At 52.1% G+C, this 19,057-nt stretch carries 14 protein-coding genes; 5 read left to right on the top strand and 9 right to left on the bottom strand.

The genetic code is table 11. The features are described 5' to 3' along the window. The first annotated feature begins 41 nt into the window (after positions 1 to 41). Complete coding sequence (locus tag CA13_RS20670; RefSeq protein ID WP_146399845.1) at positions 42 to 674, top strand: PEP-CTERM sorting domain-containing protein; 633 nt, start codon at positions 42 to 44, stop codon at positions 672 to 674. Positions 675 to 768: 94 nt separating this feature from the next. Further along, a complete protein-coding gene (locus tag CA13_RS20665; RefSeq protein WP_473087473.1) occupies positions 769 to 1,248 on the top strand; it encodes a hypothetical protein in 480 nt (159 codons plus the stop codon). On the opposite strand, the gene CA13_RS20660 is transcribed toward CA13_RS20665, so the two are convergent. From CA13_RS20660 to CA13_RS20640, 5 genes are all read right to left on the bottom strand, one after another. Next, entirely contained in the window at positions 1,245 to 2,594 is a 1,350-nt protein-coding gene (locus CA13_RS20660; protein ID WP_146399843.1) for a DUF1552 domain-containing protein, read from the bottom strand. The genes CA13_RS20665 and CA13_RS20660 overlap by 4 nt on opposite strands. 13 nt (positions 2,595 to 2,607) lie before the next feature. After that, positions 2,608 to 4,914 carry a DUF1592 domain-containing protein gene (locus CA13_RS20655; RefSeq protein WP_146399841.1) on the bottom strand — a complete coding sequence of 769 codons (2,307 nt, stop codon included), beginning with the start codon at positions 4,912 to 4,914 and terminating at the stop codon, positions 2,608 to 2,610. Between the two features lie 229 nt (positions 4,915 to 5,143). After that, positions 5,144 to 6,193: a Gfo/Idh/MocA family oxidoreductase gene (locus CA13_RS20650; RefSeq protein ID WP_146399839.1), complete on the bottom strand. Its 1,050-nt coding sequence runs from the start codon at positions 6,191 to 6,193 to the stop codon at positions 5,144 to 5,146. Between the two features lie 24 nt (positions 6,194 to 6,217). After that, the gene (locus CA13_RS20645; protein WP_146399837.1) at positions 6,218 to 7,531 is read right to left on the bottom strand and encodes a Gfo/Idh/MocA family protein; all 1,314 of its coding nucleotides are present in this window, start codon (positions 7,529 to 7,531) and stop codon (positions 6,218 to 6,220) included. 138 nt (positions 7,532 to 7,669) lie between these two features. Then, positions 7,670 to 9,451 (bottom strand): ABC1 kinase family protein, encoded by a 1,782-nt coding sequence (locus CA13_RS20640; protein ID WP_146399835.1) that lies wholly within the window; start codon positions 9,449 to 9,451, stop codon positions 7,670 to 7,672. Between the two features lie 61 nt (positions 9,452 to 9,512). Between CA13_RS20640 and CA13_RS20635 the strand changes: the two genes are divergently transcribed. Beyond that, on the top strand, positions 9,513 to 11,078 hold the full coding sequence (locus CA13_RS20635) for an ABC transporter permease (RefSeq protein WP_146399833.1): 1,566 nt from the start codon (positions 9,513 to 9,515) through the stop codon (positions 11,076 to 11,078). 13 nt (positions 11,079 to 11,091) lie between these two features. After that, positions 11,092 to 12,177, top strand: coding sequence for a DUF1570 domain-containing protein (locus CA13_RS20630; RefSeq protein ID WP_146399831.1), 1,086 nt, complete (start codon positions 11,092 to 11,094; stop codon positions 12,175 to 12,177). A 20-nt stretch (positions 12,178 to 12,197) separates the two neighbouring features. On the opposite strand, the gene flgK is transcribed toward CA13_RS20630, so the two are convergent. Both flgK and CA13_RS20620 read right to left on the bottom strand, forming a co-directional pair. Then, positions 12,198 to 13,889 carry a flagellar hook-associated protein FlgK gene (gene flgK, locus CA13_RS20625; protein ID WP_146399829.1) on the bottom strand — a complete coding sequence of 564 codons (1,692 nt, stop codon included), beginning with the start codon at positions 13,887 to 13,889 and terminating at the stop codon, positions 12,198 to 12,200. A 259-nt stretch (positions 13,890 to 14,148) separates the two neighbouring features. After that, positions 14,149 to 15,945: a 30S ribosomal protein S1 gene (locus tag CA13_RS20620; protein WP_146399827.1), complete on the bottom strand. Its 1,797-nt coding sequence runs from the start codon at positions 15,943 to 15,945 to the stop codon at positions 14,149 to 14,151. A gap of 538 nt (positions 15,946 to 16,483) precedes the next feature. Between CA13_RS20620 and rpiB the strand changes: the two genes are divergently transcribed. Beyond that, positions 16,484 to 16,954, top strand: a complete 471-nt coding sequence (rpiB, locus tag CA13_RS20615; protein WP_146399825.1) for a ribose 5-phosphate isomerase B — start codon at positions 16,484 to 16,486, stop codon at positions 16,952 to 16,954. On the opposite strand, the gene CA13_RS20610 is transcribed toward rpiB, so the two are convergent. Then, complete coding sequence (locus CA13_RS20610) at positions 16,951 to 18,138, bottom strand: PP2C family protein-serine/threonine phosphatase (protein WP_146399823.1); 1,188 nt, start codon at positions 18,136 to 18,138, stop codon at positions 16,951 to 16,953. The two genes, rpiB and CA13_RS20610, sit on opposite strands and share 4 nt — an antisense overlap. Then, a complete protein-coding gene (locus tag CA13_RS20605) occupies positions 18,135 to 19,052 on the bottom strand; it encodes a response regulator (protein ID WP_146399821.1) in 918 nt (305 codons plus the stop codon). The genes CA13_RS20610 and CA13_RS20605 overlap by 4 nt, the downstream gene beginning before the upstream one ends. Positions 19,053 to 19,057 lie beyond the last annotated feature (5 nt).

The following is a 19,057-nucleotide window of genomic DNA, read 5'->3' as shown; positions in this document are numbered from 1 at the left end:
CGCCGTTTAACGCGGTGCCCATTTTGCAAAAGAGCTTCACTATGTTCTCGACTACTCGGATTCAATACTCCAAACTCGCGTTGCTCGTTGCTTTGGCATCCTTCATTTGCGTTGGTTCAGCAGACGCTGCGTTTGTTGTCAAATTCGATCCCAACATGACAACCATCGTTTCCAACGGAACGACGCAAACAGTGTCCGTCGATTTGTTGATCGATTATATGGACGATGGTAACCCAAATACCTTGTCGGCCTATACGTTCAACATAACGGATCCTGGAACCGGTCTTACCTTTACCAATCCGTTAGCCGCAGACTACGCCTGGGATTTTGGACCTTCACTATCGATGGACCTTGCTGGCGATTCCCAAGTGCTTTCTTCGAATTTTTCTTCAGGTAACTTTGTGGTTCCTGAAGGATCTACTCGCTCTCTGATGACGTTGGATTTTGTCGTGGACGGCAGTGTGATTGACCAGACATTTCCATTGAACCTGTCCGTTCTCAATGCCAGTCGTAACCTCTTCACGGACATTGAATCTGAATTTTCTTTTGACGCTGGTCAATTCGTTGTCACTTCCGTTCCTGAACCAAGCACAGCGAGCGTGCTCGCTCTTGGGGTAGGCCTTTGCACACTTCGACGTCGAAAACGATCCCGTCAAACGAATCGGCATTGTTAGTATGCACCACCATTTCTCGGCAACGGAGCCCCCGTCACGGGACGAAGCTCCGGTTGGTTATTAATACCAACTCGCGTAATTGGGACTCACGTTCATGAATTGGCGTCTGCGGCTCAGGAAGCATGGCGTGATTGCATTGTTCGCTGAACTGGTAATTGCGTCTTGGTGCGTGATGACATTCACGCATGAAATGGGCCATATCATCGGCGGTTGGATTGGTGGAGCGACTCTGATTGATTTCACGCTTGCGCCATGGCGACTCCCTTACAGTCTCCATAGCCCCGATCCATTGCCGCTGCTCACCCTTTGGGCAGGTCCTGTTCTAGGTGTTCTCATCCCTGTGATTTTTGCGTCGTTAGTCCGCAGACGTTGGGCTTGGTTCATTGCCGACTTTTGCTTACTCGCCAACGGCGTCTACCTAGCCGTCGCGTGGTGGTCGGGAGATCGATTTCTCGACACACCACGCTTGATCCAAGCCGGCGCCTATCCCCTTTGGATCGCGGGCTATTGCATCTTGACCATCTCCGTTGGTTACTATCGCTTTCGAGCCGATTGCATCGGAATACTCCGCTAACCCAATTCTGACAACACCGCGCTGCTATCACCAAATTTGTCCGCCTTCACTCCCATTTGCTGCATCATCCATAGGTACAAATTGCAAAGGGGAGTTTTATTTTCGTAGCGAATGTGGCGGCCCGTTTTGATTTGCCCTGCACCTCCGCCCGCCAAAAGAATAGGCAAATCGTCGTGATTGTGCCGATCGCCGTCACTGATCCCGCTGCCGTAGACCAACATGCAATGATCTAACAGGGTTCCATCTCCCTCGGATACACTACTAAGTCGTTTCAAAAGGTATCCAAATTGGTCAACGTGAAAACGATTGATCTTTGCGATTTGAGCTTGTTTATGTTTGCTCTTGCCGTGATGCGACAGCTCATGATGTCCTTCGCTAACATCAATCTCAGGATAACTTCGATTGCTTCCCGCGTTGGTAAACATGAACGACAAAATACGCGAGCTATCGGTTTGAATCGCCAAGGTAATCATGTCCATCATCAATTCGGAATGGTTGGCCAATTCGCGAGGCACTCCACTCGGTCGCGGATAATCGGGCACACCTTCTTCGGAAATCCCCAATCGTTCCGCTCCGGCGATTCGTTTTTCAACGTCGCGCACTGCGTAAAGGTACTCGTCTAACTTTCGGCGATCGACTTCCGGCAGCGTTTGGTGCAATCGTTTGGCATCCTCTTGAATAAAATCAAGAACACTTTTTCGGTATTTTTCACGCACCGATTTAGCTCGGCGTGTTTCCTTGACCGTTTGTCCGGCAAACAAACGATCAAACAACGCACCCGGATCAATTTCCTTTGCCACAGGACTCGTCGGTCCGCGCCACGACATATTAGACGCGTAGGCACAACTGTACCCACTATCACAATTACCGGCTTGGCTACTCTCTTCGAGTCCAAGTTCGAGGGAACCGAAACGCGTCGCACCGCCAATTTGCTCAGCTGCGAATTGGTCGACCGAGACTCCGTTTTGAATATCGGCTCCGTTCGTTTTTCGAGGATGTGCACCGGTCAGGAACGCAGCCACACTTCGCGCATGGTCGCCGCCACCGTCTCCATGAGCATAGGCTCCATCGAGCGTTAGTCCTGTTAAGACGTTGAATTTATCGCGATGTTTGGAAAGCCGCGCCAACGTCTCCGGCATCTCATAACCATGACCTGCCTTCGTGGGCGTCCAATCGGGCATGTGCATGCCATTGGGAACATAAAAGAAACCCATTCGCAGCGGCGTTTCGGGGGCCTTGCTAGTGGCAGCCAACAATCGCGTCGCGGACATTGATTCAAAAAGCGGCAGGGCTAACGAGACACCGAGCCCGCGCAGCAGCGTACGGCGTGAAAGTGAATCTGGCATCGTGATCGATTTCCTATTCTCGTGAACCTTGGCTTTGAAACGGGGCGCTATCAATGATGGCGGAAAGAAGGTAGGCAAACCGATAGTCATTTTGCCTCAAATTTTCCATGATCTCATCTAACGCACATTTATCGTAATATTCAGTACCTCGCCCGGTGGCATAAATCATCATTTTTTCAGCAAGACAGCGTACAAATTGATCCCGCCGCTGCTGGGACAAAACCCGGCGGAGGTCTTCCACCCCATCAAAACGGGTTCCGTCAGGCATTTTGCCGCTGGGGTCAATCGCATCACCGCCGTCTTGCGTTCGGAATCGACCAACGGCATCAAAATTTTCGAGCGCAAAGCCCAATGGGTCCATCATATTGTGGCAAGCTGCGCAGGCGGGATTGGCGCGATGCTGTTCGAGTCTTTCGCGAAGCGTTCCGCTAAGCATCCCTTTGTCTAATTCGGGAATATTTGGCGGCGGAGGTGGCGGTGGCGTATTGAGAAAATTTTCAAGAATCCACTTGCCGCGTTTCACCGGACTGGTTCGCGTCGGGTTGCTGGTGACCGTCAGGATGCTGGCGTGAGTCAACAATCCGCCTCGCGGGGTCCCCGAAAGGGAGACTCTTCGAAAATCGCTTCCGGCGACATCCTTCCTACCATAAAACTTCGCCAAATCCTCGTTCAGGTAAGTAAAATCAGCGTCCAACAAATCGGTCACGGGCCGATTCGCTCTCATCACGGCAGCAAAAAAAGTCAGCGTTTCTCGCCGCATCAAATCGCGGATGTTGTCATCGAACGATGGAAAACGTCGAACGTCGGGGTCGACGTTATCGAGATTGCGCAATTGTAACCATTGGCCTGCAAAATTTTCGATGAATTCATTCGACCGTGGGTCCACGATCATCTCGCCTACTTTCCGAAGCAATCGTTTTCGATCGCGAAGTTGTCCTTTGCGAGCCATTTGAAGCAGTTCATCATCGGGCATACTGCTCCACAAAAAATACGAGATTCGCGTCGCTAGCTCGTACTCACTTAGCGGAACACGCCCGCCGTCGGAATCTTTCCCCGGCGGCGATTCCACTTTAAACAAAAAATGCGGCGAAACCAAAATCGCTTGCAGTGCCACTTGAATCGACTCTTCAAAGGTGGCATCATCGGAACGGACACTCGCGGCCAATTGCGACAACCGACGAACCTCCTCATTGGTTGCGGGTCGACGAAATGCGCGACTGGCGAATCGCCCAAGAACTTGAGCTGTCGCTTGACCTTCGGACAATTTTTCACTGGGAGTAACGAAGATAATCTTGCGATGACTTGGTGGTAAATCTCGCGGATTGACGGTTCGGCTGGTTGCTTCGACTCCAGAAAGACGAACGGCATGCAAATGCAAGTTCCGATCGGCCTTGCCAGCTTGATAGAAGTCATTGATAAAGCCAATTTTGATTTGTCGTTTCCCACGATTCAATCGAAAGGGAACCCTGTATTCATCGATTTCGGTTTTCGGTACTTCGATGACTTGCTTTTTATTTCCGGTGACAACTTCCATTTTCACCGGCTCGTCGCCTCCTTGATCACCACTCGCTGTGATCACCAATTGGTACGTTACGCTAAATGGCACGTCGACTTCCAATACAACCGTACCATGGCTAGCCATCGTCAAACGGTTGCCACGTCCATACTTTTCCGCACCGGTCAACGAAGTCGCCGCAACATCGATTTCAAACAAACGCGGCGGAGGTGGCGTCAGGATCGCTGTACCTGCGACGACTTCAGCCGCATCAAGATATTTTTCAAGCAAGATAGGTGGCAGGGACAAAACATCCCCAATATTGTCAAACCCGTAGCCGACATCGTCACCAGGAAAAGTGTCGGCCGGTTCGTAATCGACGCCGGTCAAGTCGCGGATCGTATTACGGTACTCTGCCCGATTGAGCCGGCGAATGACCACCTTGCCAGCGTTGGGATTTTGAACGCAGTCGACCGCATTGGCAACTTGATCAAGCAGGTCGACCATCCGCATTCGTATGTCGGCGTCCATGATCTCGCCATCTTCGGGTGGCATCGTACCGAGTTGGACTTGGGCAAACGCCCGTTTCCAAAGATCGCGATTGAGCGAGATACTGGCAACGGTATCGTCATCCTCGAGTGATAAGTCACTGCCACTATCGTGACAATCAAAGCAGTATGTCCGAAGTAATGGCAAAAGTGAATCGCGATAGGCGGTTTCCAATGCAGCTTGGTCCGCAAATGAAGTATTTGAAGCGACAAGCAATAGCATCGGGAAAGCGAGCCATGATTGTGCTCGCAATCGCAGCGGGGGCAAAGAATCCATAGGAGTTACGCGAAACGATGGAAGGCGGGACGGATGGGAGGGAGGGTGTGGGATTATACGCAAAAAACGACACGCAAAAGGGTCCATCGCTCCGATTTTGGCTGGCGTTATTCGACAACTCCATTGTCTCAAACGTCGTTTTTTATAGCAAATGGCCGCCTCGTTCGGACCACAGTGCCAACCAGTGATAGCGTCGTCATGACTACGACACTTCCAATGCCACCGATCATCACCGAGTCAATTTGTTTGTCAAAAGTGCTTTCGCTTCTGTGTCCGCCTTCGCCATTACTTCGGCAATGTCCACGGGTTTCCCCCCCCGTTGCTTACTCAACATGGCAGCTTGCATGAATGCGTATAACTCGATTGTCTCGGTTGGCTCGATCGGCGACTGACGGGATCGAAAGAATTTTCCGATTTCGCCCACAAGCGGTTTGTAACCTTCATAGGGCCCAATCGGCTGAATACTCTTTTTGCAGAACACCGTGCCACCGTACCGGGACAATCCGGCACGAATTCCGCGGAAGGTTCCGATCCGTCCGTCAGCCCATCGCCCCACGGCAAATTCAAAGTCATCCGTCGACGTGTGGCTGACGCTGACACAACCGGTTCCCATGCACGTGTACAGCAATTCCACGCCGTGAATTCCATACCAAAACAAATCCACATGCGTCTTTTCGAGTGAACAAGGACTGTGGCTACTGCACCCTAGGACCGCACCATACTGACCGCCGCGAACCTTCTGTACCGTGCTGCTGAATCGAAGGGACGAACTGGAAAACATCGGCGTCTTGTAGTACTCCGCTGCCTCAAATATCGCGATCGCTTCGGCAAGATTCGAACCGATTGGCTTATCAATGAAGACTGGTTTCCCAGATTGAAAAACCTCCAACGCTTGTTCAAAGTGCATGCGACCATCATTGGTTTCAAGCAGCACGCAATCAACTTTGGTTAACAGATCCGCTATCGAATTGGTGATTTCAACGCCCATCGCTTTGACTTCGGCGGTATACCTTGGAATTCGGCTGGCGCTCGATTCAATATCAGGGCTGCCGTGCGGGTAAGCAGCGACCACACGAAGCCCAACTAATGCTGGGTCGTTGGCCTCGTTTTGATTGAACTCTTTGGTGAAAGCGGGCGAATGAGAGGTATCCAGTCCGATGATCCCAATTCGCAGAACGGGGTGCTGCAACGACTCCGGCTCGTCGGCGCAAATTGGTACGGTGGTCGAGACCAGGAAGGCGGCTACAAGCCATACAGGTAAGACGAAATCATTCCTCATCGAGAGTACCTTGAAAGGGTGTTTCTAACTTGGCAATGTCCAAGGACTGCGGTATTCGTAGTGTAGTAGAGAGTTCGCTTCTTCATCTGCCACGAAGTGTTCCGTTTTCGCATCCCACTCTAAACGTCGTCCGAGCTTCTGGGAAAGGTTGGCAAGATGGCAAAACGTGGTGCTACGATGCCCAATTTCGATGTCCGCATGGGGATTTTCTCGAGACGTCATGCAATCCAGGAAGTTTCGAGCATGCAGCGAAGTTAAGGAGTGATTGTTGTAGGATGCTTCCTGTTTTTCCGGTTTCGTTCGCGGCACCTTCTCTTGAAACTGACCATGTCCTTCTGGGATGATTTCATACGCCCGTTCCGACACGTATGCGGTGCCTCCGGTGCCTCGCAGCTCAATTTCCCCACTGGGCATCATCGGGTTACCACTGGTTTCATATTGGCCAAAGATCGCCAATCGACCTGAATCGAATTGGAATGTCACTTCCATCGTATCGGGGATGGTCCGGTCGTCATCGACCGCAAATCGACCGCCCATCGCACACACGCTGCTCGGAGCTTCTTCCCCGAGACACCAGCGTATGGCATCAAGATAATGAACGCCCCAATTACCCATTTGTGAGCTGTAGTCCTGCCACCAACGAAACTTGTAAGGGGCAATGTTGGCTTGGTATGGCTGAACATCGCGAGGTCCAAGCCACATGTCCCAGTCCAAGTGCTGCGGTGGCGACGAAAGCGGTTCTATGCCGATGCCAGCAGGGGCCATGTTGCTAAGGCGATACGCCCGTGACACGCAGACTTTTCCGAGCAGTCCAGCTTGCACACGGTTTGACAATTCGGCATACAGCGGACTGCTTCGACGATGCGTCCCAACTTGGACAACTCGTTTGTATTTGCGAGCAGCGTTGACCATTGCGCGGCCTTCATGGATCGTCACCGAAAGTGGCTTTTCGACATAAACATCCTTGCCTGCAGCGCATGCCGAGATCGCTTGGATGGCGTGCCAATGATCAGGTGTCGCAATGACAACCGCGTCGATATCCGTCCGTTCAATGAGCTTGCGAAAATCGCCGGTTTGGAATGTGGCATTGGGGACATTTCCCGCTGCCTTGGCGAGTGCTTGCGAATCAACATCGCACAGCGCCACCGTTTCACAATCGTCGTGTTCCGCAAACGCCTTCATCAATTGGGATCCACGGTTTGCAACACCAATGAATCCCAATCGAATGCGATCATTCGATCCGGAGGCATGGGCGGCCGAAACTGCTGTCGCGGTGGACAACACAAATGTCGAAGCAGCTTTCACCTGAAATCCGCGGCGGGTCATTCGATCAGGCATGGATCTTTCCAATCGTCAAAGGAGGAGGGCGGGGTTGGTTGGAACCATCAGTTTAACCTGAAAGAGACGCCTAGGTTTTATGGGGCGATACTAATTCGGCTCACAAAAAAGATATCTGTCGAGATACGCACGGAGGCGTTAATCATCGTTATTTCGCGTCAAATGACCACTCCGATTGATCGCGATTAGCAACCACATCATGACCGCGACGCTTCCAACGACTCCGATCAAACCGAGCAGACTCATATTTTGAATCCCCAGAAAGGATGTCTCGCGAAAGAGAACGGGGGGTACGTTCATCGCCAGCATGAGTGAGGAACCGAGGAACACAGCACTGGCCATCAACCCCAGTACCATTCGGTTGACTGTCGGACCAATCCGCTGGTGCTCAAGAATCATGCGAACTTCGCCTCGACGTGCTTGTTGAATCAGGTTGAGGACCTCGTCGGGGGCGATTTCCAGAAAGTTTTCGGCCTCCATGTAGATTCGTCTAGCTTGCCGAATTCGACGCCTTGGACTCAATCGACTCAACATCGATTTTCGAACGAAGGTATGAACAACCTGCATCGAATCAAAGCTCGCCCCCAGTTCGCGCAGTGTCCCCTCAAGCGAGATAAGCATTTTGAGAAGAAGTGCAGATTGGTTGGGCAATTTGATCGCATGACGATGCAGCATATCGCTCAATTCGTTGAGCGCTCCTGTCAGATCAAAATCACCAAGGCTTTGTCGCCCAAACGTCGAAATATACTCGGCTGCGTCGATCGCTAGCGCCGATTCATCGAGCGTCGGTGGTGCATCGCCAATCCGGCGAATCAAGCGAGTCAACCGATTTTGGTCACCGCGTGCGATGCATCCCATCATCTCTTCGATCGATTCGCGAAGCGTCTCGTCAATTCGGCCAACCATGCCGAAGTCCAGAATGCCGAGTCGACCGTCATCGAGCAAAAGCAAGTTACCCAAGTGTGGGTCGGCATGAAAAACCCCTTCATCGAAGATCATTGTCAAATAGATGCTGGCGATAATCTCCGCCAATCGTTGTTTGCACTGCTGATGGCCGCCATCCTCTGTATCAAGTGGTTGACTGATTTGCTTTTCCGCTGATTCACTCTCCGTCGTCAATTCATGCCTCCATTCGTTCAACGGTTCATGCAAGAATGTCGACAGCGTTTGACCGACCAATTCGTCCATCACCAAGACGCGTTTGGTACATAAGGTTCGAACGGGTTTGGGAATCGCAACCTCGTCGCTGCGACTGGAAAGCATCTCGGCAAAAAATTCGAGATTTTGACGTTCACGGCCAAAGTCGAGTTCTCGTTGAAGCATCGTTGACAATTGGTTGGCCATTTGACACGGCCCCCAGGCAGCGAACGTGTCAACCCGCTCGGCCAATTGAGCCACCCCGGCGAGCACGTCCATATCTTGCCGCATCGTCTTTTCAATGTCTGCTCGCATCACTTTGATTACCACACAACGGCCATCATTAAGCGTTGCTCGGTGAACTTGGCCGATCGATGCAGTTGCCAAAGGTTTGGGATCGATATATTGGAACGCGTCGAGATAGCCTTCGCCAAGTTCTTTGGTTAGAGTCGCTCGCACCTTTTCGATGTCATCGGGCGCGACATCGGCTCGAAGTCGTTTCAGCTCGTTTCCCAGTTTTGGGCCGACTAAATCAGGACGTGCCGCTAAGATTTGCCCAAGCTTGATGAAGGTTGGCCCAAGGTCCGTCAGCGCCATTCGGACCCGTTGCTCGCGTGAATATTGCGAAAGAGGCACGCCGCTGGGGTCAGTAATCCGATCCCGAAAAGGAAGTTTTTGGAATTGGCTCATCCAATCCGCCAAACCATAACGCTGCAAAACAGCGAGGATCTCTCGCCATCGTTTTAGGTTTCGGTACAGTTGGGGGATTGAAGTTATCTTCATGCGTACGATTCTAGTGTGAAGCGTTATTTTATGATTCGCTGTTTTCTATGAGATCTTTGCTTTGGATTGGTGGCATCCGCTTTTATCGACTTTGCAGCTTGTAGCGGTTGCCGTCAGCATTTCGCTAGCGATTGGCATCCCCTCGGCGTGGGCGACCGACATTCTGAGCCGATCAGGGTTCATCGGCCGATGGCTCGCCCACGCGTTTATTTTGGCAATGATCATGGCGATTGCTATTCCCCTGATTCTGCACGCTGCGGCCTGGGAAGCGACCGCCGGCAAATTTGGATGGCTCACAATGACGCAAACGGGCAGCCGGTCCTTTGAGGCATTTCGAGGACTCGTTGCATCGGGATGGATTCATGCGGTCGTCGGTTCGGCGATCGTGACCGTGGCAACTTGGTATGGTACTCGAAGCCAATCACGTGGAATGATCGAAGCCACGTCCCTTGATGTTGGCCCACTACGAGCGTGGTGGACGATCCAATTGCCGGTCGCGTGGCCGTGGGTCTTCGCTGCATGTGTGGCCAATGCAGGATTGGCAGCAACCGAGATGACGGTCGTGGATCTTTATGGCTATCGTACGATCGCGGATGAATTCTATCTCTTCTACGCAGTCAACCCGAATTTAATTTCCGTAATCGTTACTTGTGGGGTCCCATTGGCAATTGCGTTTACCTTCATCGGGATTGTGATATTCTCAAGCAACTCACTTTCGAGACGATGTCGCCTAACCCAAACTCGCCAAGAGATGGACCTCGGCGAGCATGCCGAAAAACCGGGGCTGTTGATCACGTTGATCGCCGCAGCGATTGTCACCGCAAGCTTGCTTGTTGTTGTTGCAGTACCCGTGGTGGGATTGATCGCAAAAGCCGGTCATCAGATCGTGATAACGGACAATCATGTTTCCACTGATTGGTCACTTGCTCGGGCGATGAGTCAGGTGATGACGGCTCCTCGCGTGTTTGCTCGCGAGTACCAATGGACGATGGTGCTTGGGTTTGTCACAGGACTTTTAGCAACACTTCTTGCTTGGCCACTCGCATCGATTGGACGAAAGAACGAATCCGCCGAGCGTATTATGGATATCGCCAGCGTCGTGATGTTCTGTATTCCAGGGCCGATCGTTGGACTAACCGTCGTTGGGTTGTTTCAATACAACATTCCGCTTTTCCGGTTTCTCTACGAGATGACTATTGTGCCAACGGTCATGGCGTTATCCGTTCGTGCGATTGCGGTTGCCTATTGGGTGCTGCGCAGTGGTTACCGCAGCATCGACAATTCAGTACTAGCAAGTGCCAAGCTCGATTCATTATGGTGGCAATGTTTTTGGCGAATCGAACGTCCGCTTCTAAGTGGCACCTTGGTCACCTCGATACTAGCCGTTGCGATTGTTGCGTCGGGAGATGTTCCGGTCACGTTGCCAGTGGCCCCTCCAGGTGTTTCGACCGTTGGGACCCGACTATTCGGACTTCTACATAGTGGTGCGAGGTATCAAGAAGCAGCGTTGGCCCTTTGGTATTTGGCGATGGTTCTTTTGTTGGCTTTGGCAATAGGTGTTGGGGTTCATCGCCAGCGTGCTAGAATAGTACGAGAGAAGGACGAACAGGTTTTTTGTGATCATTAGGAAAAAGCACCGCATGCTTCGAGCCATTTTCATCCCATTGACGCTCATCGGTTTGATCTGCTTTTCCGTGCCAGCGCAATTGCTCGCAGTGGAAGTGGTCCAATTCAAAAGCGAGGGCGAAACGAATGCTAGGTCGGTCGTTGGTGAAATTCTAGTCGAAGCACAAGATGGCGGACTGATGCTGTTGGGTGACGACGGGCGGATTTGGATGATCCAGCCCGAGGAGTTGATTTCTCGCGATTCGACATCGCAGGATCTTGTACCGATCGATGCCGACACGATGGCAACTCGCATGCTTGCGGAAATGCCGAGCGACTTCTCCATCTATCGGACGGCAAACTACCTAATCTTGCATAACACCGACGAACTCCACGCGCGGCAAGTCGGTAGCCTTTTTGAACAGCTTTATCGAGGATTCTTCGCCTACTGGGACAACCAAGGCTGGGATTTGCCTCAACCTCGATTTCCGCTCGTGGCACTGGTCTTGAAGGACCACAACTCGTTCCTGACGCATGCAGAAAAAGAGATTGGAGATGCCGCCAAATCGATGATTGGCTACTACCATCTTGCCAGTAACCGAATGACAACGTTCAACGTCCCAAATTGGGAACGAAACATTGCAACGATCATTCACGAAGCCACGCATCAACTCGCTTACAATTGTGGATTACAGCGGCGGTACGCAGACAACCCAATGTGGGTCAGCGAAGGACTCGCCACATTTTTCGAATCACCCGATCGTCGCAACTCGCGAGGTTGGCGAGGAATTGGGCGAGTCAACCAAGTGAATTTGCTGCGATGGAAGAAGTACTACCGAGATCGCCCCGAGGAATCGTTATCGACGCTGCTTGCGGATGATGGGCGTTTCCGCAGTGCATCGACAGCCGCGTCGGCTTATGCTGAATGCTGGGCGTTGACCTATTTTCTTCTGAAAACCAAACGGGAACAGTATGTCCAATACCTTCGCACGCTTAGTGCCGGCAAGCCAATGGTCGATCGCACCAAACGCGAACGTGTGGAGATGTTCGAGACTGCCTTTGGCGTGACGCTCCGTGAGCTTGACAAAGATTTCGTGACCTACATGAGGCGAGTACGTTGAAGCGTAAAATCGCGTTTGGACTACAACGTCATTAGAATATCCAACATCTCGGCGGCGGTTGAGATGACTTTGGACGAGGCTTGGAAGGCTCGCTGATACGCAATCATCTTGATCGACTCTTCGTCAATGTTCACACCCGTGATCGATAGGTGCTGACTCTCAAGCGTGGCATGAAAATTTTTGAGCCCCTCGGCTTCGCTGCTCTGCAAACTCACTTTTTGACCGAGACTTGCCAAAGTACCTTCGTAGACACCGCGGACACTGCGACCATCGAGTTGGTCGAGCGGACGGTCGACCAAATCAACCAACGTGGTAAGTACATCGGTGTCTTCGCCAATCCCACTGCTGCTAATCGCCAACAAGTTGCTGTTCTCCTTCAGCTGACTACTCACATCGATATCTACCGCACTTTTGCCGACGAAAAAAGTGTTGATCCCCGCTGCAGCTAGAAACCCGCTGGTATCTTCGCCAAACGTGAAACCGGCGGTTGGTGAATCGGCATCAATGTGGATACGACCATCGCTGGTCACTTTTGCCGATATACCATCGATTGCATCGACGTCATTCACGATCGAATTAATCGAGGAATCGGTGACTTGGCCGAGCCTTCGGATCGCGATCTGGTGTGTTGACACAATTTCGCCTTTTGCATCAACGACGTTCATGTCAAAGGTGCCATTATCTGGAACAAACGTCAAACCAGCGGATGCTAGCGGTACACCGCTCTCTCCGTTGAAACTCGATGCAAGCGTTTGATATCCGACCCTGCCCTGCCCTTGCGAATGCGCCGTATTGACGGCGCGGATGAGGGCCGCTGACATATTGTCGAGGTTCTCGATGTATTCGCCGAAGACTCCGTCGCGGGCCTCGATCGAGGCGGCCAACTTTCCGCCGGTCACTTGCAGTGGTGAGTCGGTTTCGATAATCCGGATTTCTTGCCCACCAGCCGATTCGCTATAGTCGCTGAAAACTTCGCGGTGAGTACTGTTGCTGACCAAGTAGTCGCCGCCGACGAAGACGTTGACCGCACCGCTTTCTTGTTCTTGGTAGTTGATTTGCACGTATGTCGAAAGCTCTTCCAGATCGCGGTAGCGTTGATCGCGAAGTCCGGTCGCGTCACTACTACGCAAACCGCCACCGCCTTCGATCGTTGAAATTTCGAGATTTAGCGAGGCGATCCGTTCGGTCAAACGATTCATCTCGTTCGCCATCTCTTTGAAGTCGCCATCCCAGGTCGATTGTTGATCGATCGCGTTTTGACGAGTTCGCCGCAGATTGGTCGCCAAGGTTTCGCCTTGCAAGATGACGAATTCGCGTAGCGATGCATCACCTGGTTGAGCCGACAGCTCGTGGATGGCGTTATTGAACTGAGAAAATTGCTGACTGAGCCCGGTGTTATCGAGGTCGGATGAGAGTTCCTCAAGTTGGTTGTAGGCTTTCTCTAACGCCTCAGCACCGGTCAGGGCGGTCTTGGCGTTCATCATCCGTTCGGCCAAGGCTTCGTCGACGACTTGAACGATGCCCGTGGGCAGCACGCCGGTTCCTTTGATCAGGTTCCCTTCACGAACCGAGACCGAAGAGGACTGCTGCAATTGTTGGCGGATGTAGCCGGGCGTATTGGTATTGGCGACGTTATTGCCGACTACTTGCAGCCCAATCTGGGCGACGTCAAGTCCGCCTTTCGCCTGCTGAATTGTTCCGAATAGGCCCATACCGATATCCCTAGCGACCGAAGAAGACTCTTCTTCGGTTTAGAATCGGCATAGACAGGGCAATAAGTTGACCTAATCGGAATAATCGGGCAAAACGGAAGTTTGAAAGCAATTGCGAAATCGCTTTGGACCAGCGTCGCCGCGCATAGAAACGCCGCGCAAAGAAACGCCGCGCAAAAAAACGCCGCCAAGAGACTCGGCGGCGTTTTATTCGCTAGTTGTTAAACTTTCATAGCCCAACAGGGCTGTACGGAAACGGTTATTCTCCGCCCGGGAAAAGTGGGCCTTCGCCGCTTCCGAGACCACCCTTAAGCTCACCGTCAACGGACGATGCGGGGATTTCGTTCTCTGCGGCTTCCGCTGCAGCGGCTGCCTTCTCTTGGTCCTCATCCCATTCGACTCGCTTCAGCGAAAGACCGATTTTGCGTTCGCCTGTATCGACGCGAAGCACTTTGACTTCGATCTCATCGCCAACCTTGACGACTTCTTCTGGGTCTTCGACCTTTTGGTCTGCAAGCTCACTAATGTGCAACAGTCCTTCCAAGCCGTCTTCCAAGCCGATAAAGACCCCGAAGTTGGTGATCTTAGTGACCTTGCCCTTCACCAATTGGCCTGGTTGATACTTATCAGGAATGTCGCCATCCCATGGATCGCTATCAAGCTGCTTGAGTCCAAGTGCGATACGACGGCGTTCTTCGTCGACGCTCAACACGCGGCAAGCCAACTCTTGGCCCTTTTCGAGCATTTCGCTGGGGTGACCAATCTTGCGAGTCCACGACATGTCGCTGACGTGAAGCAAACCATCGATCCCTTCTTCCAACTCGATGAATGCACCGTAATTGGTCAGATTTCGCACCTTGCCGGTAACGTCGGTACCTTCGGGATAACGCTCGAGAACTTCGTCCCACGGGTTCTTTTGAGTTTGCTTCATTCCGAGCGACAGTTGTTGGCCTTCGGGGTCGACGCCAAGGATCTTGACTTCGATTTCGTCGCCGATGTTGACCAATTCGCTTGGATGATTGACTCGCTTGGTCCAGCTCATTTCGCTGATGTGAACCAAACCTTCGATGCCGGGTTCGAGTTTGACGAACGCACCGTAGCTCATCACATTGACAACTTCGCCCTTGTGATCGCTGTTGACCGGGTACTTCTCTTCGATGTTTTCCCACGGGTTGCGGTCTTTTTGCTTTAGACCCAATGCAATTTTTTGCTTTTCGCGGTCGATATGCAGCACCTTGACTTCGATTTCTTGATCGATCGAAACCATTTCGGTTGGATGACCAATGCGTTCCCAAGCCATGTCGGTGATGTGAAGCAATCCGTCGATGCCGCCCAGGTCCACGAACGCACCAAAATCGGCGATGTTCTTGACCACACCTTTGCGGATTTGGCCGACTTCGAGTTCCTTCATCAAGTACGCACGGTCTTCTTCGCGTTGACGTTCGATGAGCGATCGGCGGCTGATAACGATGTTGCGGCGCGTGTCGTCGATCTTCAGCACTTCGGCTTGGATCACGCGGCCAATGAAATCACCGATGTCGCCAGGACGTCGGATGTCGACTTGGCTGCCAGGAAGGAAGACGTGAATAACGCCCAATTCGACCAGCAAGCCACCTTTGATTTTTCGGACGACTGTCCCGGTGACCACTTGGCCCTCGGCGACTTTGTCCATCATGTCTTCCCATTCGATGATCTTTTCCGCTTTGCGCTTGCTCAGCGAGATCATGCCATAGGGATCGTCGGCGGCCCCAATTTCGTCCTCCATCTCTTCGATCAGGACTTTGACGGTGTCGCCTACTTTAGGCGGGTTCTCGTCACCGCTCCATTCGTCGAGGCTGACGGTTCCTTCACTTTTGAAACCGACATCGATAAGTGCCCATTCGTCATTGATTTCAACGATGTGCCCGTCGACGAGTTTTCCTTGGGCGTAGTCTTGTTGTTCGGCCGCGAGGGCTTCCAGGAGTAGCTCTTCCCCTTGATCCTCAGGGACCAGGAGAGCTAATTCAGCAAAAATGTCGTCGTCTTCGAGACTGCGAATGAGGTTACGGTTGACCATGAAAAAAATACCAATTGAGATTCGATCGCGGTGGTCGGGAGACGAACCGGCCAGAATCGAATGTCGGGGGGGTTAGAGTATATGTGTCTCTTGCCAGGCACCTTGCCAAGCGCGTAGCCCGGTAACCTATCAAAGCCGCAAAATCGTCACAACAGCTTTCCCCCCCGTTTCGCTGTTTTCCAAGCAGTTTCACAGTGAAACAGCAAATTCATGGTGAAACAGCGAAGGATTTCGAGTTTTCGCTCGAGTTTCCGTTTGGGAACAACGAAAATGGGACGACCCGGGGCCAACTGACGACCCGGGGCCAACTGACGACCCGGGGCCAACTGACGACCCGAGGCCAACTGATTTAGTGAAACGCTCCAAAACCGACCTCACTCCCCTCCCCTTTCTCCTCGAGCAGATTGCTGATCAAGCCATTTTTTATCAGCCGGAAGATCGGACCAATACGATCGATTCATCGCCCCCGGTAGCCGATTTTTACTTCTCGCGGTATTAATTGCGACTCCCCGATTCCTCTATTTCTTTTAAACATCCAATGCCTGACTCTGATTCCCTTCGCGTAGCCATCGGCGGCGATCACGCTGGTTTTCCCCTCAAGAACATGATTGTCGAACGACTTGGGCGGAATGTCAGCAAATTAATTGACTGTGGCACCAATAGCGACGCGAGTTGCGATTACCCCGATTTTGCAGTCGCTGTGGCAAAGGAACTGCTTGGTGGGCGAGCGAACAAGGGGATCATCGTCTGCGGCAGCGGTGTCGGCGTTAGTGTCGCGGCAAACAAAATCCCAGGCATTCGCGCCGCGATTTGTCACGATACGTACTCGGCTCGCCAAGGCGTTGAACACGACGACATGAACGTGCTTTGTATCGGCGGACGAATCATCGGCCCTGAATTGGCATTTGAAATCGTCGAAGCGTTCCTAAACGCAAAATACACTCCGCTTGAACGCCACGCCCGCCGGCTCGAAAAGGTTCTCGAGATCGAAAAGAACGGAATCGCCTAGTTGGAAAGCCCTACTGAGCGGACGCGGGGGCTGGCACTTGATGCCAGCGACTTGGTGGAGCGGAGCAACAAAGCGGTGCAATCGTCTCGTTCCAAATCGTCCAGATCGACGTTAGCAAACAGAAAATCGATCAGTTTCGCAATAGGTTCGGAGGCATGGCGAGAGACTTGATCCACAGCGAATTGAAATGATTGCTGTGTCGGTTCTGCTGAAATGGAATCGACGATGCCATCGGTAAAGAGCAACAGCGTTCGTGATTCGAAGGAGACTGGCGACTGAACCGTTGTGTAGACTTTGTCCGCGACGATTCCCAGAGGCGGATCCAGAGACTCAAGAGAAATCGGAGCTTGGTTGTCACCGAGCAAGTACCCTGGATGCCCGGCGCTGGCATAACATATCGTCCGCCGATCTACCGATAGGCACCCCAGAAAGAGGGTGACAAAGTACTTCATTTGAACGTCATGATAGATGATCCGATTGGCACGCGTGAGAATCGTTCCCGGGTCATGACAAACCGTCGCCATCGCTCGTAAAATAGCGCGAGTTTCCATCATTAGCATCGCGGGACCAAGACCATGACCACTGACATCCGCGATCACGAACGCGAGTCCACCGTTGGGGATTTCCATCAGATCATAGAAATCTCCACCCGCTTGGTCGGCCGGTTCACAACGTCCACGCCACTGGACGTTAGCGAATGACTCGTCCGGCTTGGGAAGTAACATACACTGAATTCGACGCGCCAAATCCATCTGACTTTCGACGGCAAGTAGCGAGACTTCGGCCGACTTGCGACGATTTCGTTCGATCGCCAAGTCGATCGGGCGCGAAAGATGCTCAGGCCTCGTGACTTCACTTTTTAGGATGTAATCCTCGACCCCTGACCGAACCGCCCGAATCGCCATACTTCGATCGGAGATCCCCGTAAAAATAACGATCGGCGTTACTTCGGTGATGCATTGCACTTGCCGCAAACTATCAAGCCCAAATGACTCGGTCAGCGTAAGATCCAGCAAAATCAAGTCGGGCAGTCGCTCACGAATTAATTGTCCCGCTTCATTGATCGTACGAACCCCGACAAAATCGTACGTGGTTTCGCTTCGAGACAGCCAACGACGCACCGCTTCCACATCATCAAGATTGTCCTCGATCATGAGTATCAGGGGCGATCGATGCTCGTTCACGTCGACACCTCGTCGGCAGTATTATCGCAATACTTGACCATCACAATCTCTTTTCCGCCCTCGTTGTGACTAACCTCGTCCATAAAGGCGTTGATTAACAGTAGACCTCGTCCACTCACGTTTTCCAAATTGGCCATATCCGTTGGATCGGCCACCTTATCGACGCAAAAACCGGGACCCTGGTCACGAATTGTGAATGTCGCGTTGTTGCGATCCGCTTGAATGCGAAACAAGACACGACGATCACAGTAGGGTGGCAAGGTCATCCGGCGATTGATTTCATCAACGTACGGTTGGCCATTATCGATATCTCGCAAATCCGAATTGATTTCTAAATTGCCATGAACAATCGCGTTCGTAATCGATTCATCAAGCGCCATTGCAATCTGCATATGTTGGCTTGAATCATACACGCCAAATTCATTGAGAATCGCTTCGACGCGCCGAATCAGATCCGGTACAAGGGATTGATCATTGGTCAAATGCCACTGGATGCTGACGCTGCCTAAGCAGTCTGCCAATTGTTGATTGGGTTGAGATGCTTTGCGAAGCTCCAAAATACGCACAACCGTTGGAAGCAACAGCGTCGCCAACGCACTCTTGGGGACGTAGCTTGCCGCCCCCGCGTGCAATGCTTCGGCAGCGATTATTTCGCTTCCTGCTGCGGTGGTCAAGATAACGGGCACATCAATTTGCTGCTCGGAAATCTCACGGACCAACTGCAATCCATCCATATTCGGCATCTGCAAGTCGGTGACAACCATATCCGGCAATTCACGTTGGATGCACTCCAACGCCTCGACACCATCACCAGCGGTATGGATATCGTAACCACCCGATTTTAAATGTGATTCAAGCAGAATGCGCTGCGTAGCGCTATCATCAACTACTAGAATCCGAACTTGATTGGTCATGAATT

It is taken from the genome of Novipirellula herctigrandis (genome assembly GCA_007859835.1).
GTDB classification, from domain to species: Bacteria; Planctomycetota; Planctomycetia; order Pirellulales; family Pirellulaceae; genus Novipirellula_A; species Novipirellula_A herctigrandis.
This window is presented reverse-complemented; position numbering and strand designations above follow the sequence as displayed.